This is a genomic window from Mesorhizobium sp. M0751 (genome assembly GCF_040320265.1).
Lineage (GTDB): Bacteria > Pseudomonadota > Alphaproteobacteria > Rhizobiales > Rhizobiaceae > Mesorhizobium.
Map to the genome: position 1 here is coordinate 1 of NZ_JAMYPH010000085.1, position 744 is coordinate 744.

1 protein-coding gene is annotated in these 744 nt (G+C 52.3%); it reads right to left on the reverse strand.

Features of this window, described 5'->3' with window-relative positions:
- A partial coding sequence (locus NKI19_RS32765) for an HpcH/HpaI aldolase family protein (protein ID WP_352567725.1) occupies positions 1 to 744 on the reverse strand: 744 nt, incomplete at both ends.

The window sequence follows — 744 nt, forward strand, 5'->3', positions numbered from 1 at the left end:
TTCGCCACAGCGCGGCCGCCCTGCAAAACAAAATCAGGGTCAGATCCATAGGTGAACAGGCTGAGGCCAAGTACTTTAAGTCGCATCATATATTCTATGGATGCCACATCAATGCCAGATGCTATACCGTACTTTTTAGCTGCATTCGCGACGGCTTGACATGCATCCACTAGCTCGGGTGTGAGCTCTCCCGGTTCCATGCCCAAGGAAAGGGCAAGATCTGCCGGTCCGACGAAGAGCGCGTCCACACCAGGCGTTGAAGCTATGTCGTCCAGATTATTGAGAGCCTCTCGCGTTTCAATCTGGAGTACGACGGCCAAACTAGAGTCCGCAGCCTTGCGATACTCCGCATTGTTTTGGTAATAGTTCGATGCTCTCCACGCTCCAGATCCACGCTTTCCCGTGGGCGGATATTTTGCGGACGACACAGCTTCAATGGCTTCGGCACCGGAGTTTACCATTGGCACCATGATGCCGTTCGCACCATGATCTAGCGCGGCTTTAATGAGTTCAATCCTGTTCCAAGCTACTCTGTAGAGTACAGGCATGCCGTACCGTTCAGTCGCAGGAAGAATCTGCAGGAGCGCGTTGGGCGGAATGGGCGAATGCTCGCCATCAACCAGAAGAAAATCTAGGTTTGTCTGCGCCAATGTCTCTGCGACTATCACATGCGGAATTTGCATCCAGACGCCAATTTGCGGTTTTCCCGACCTGATCGTTTCAGCGAACGAATTTTTTGCCATT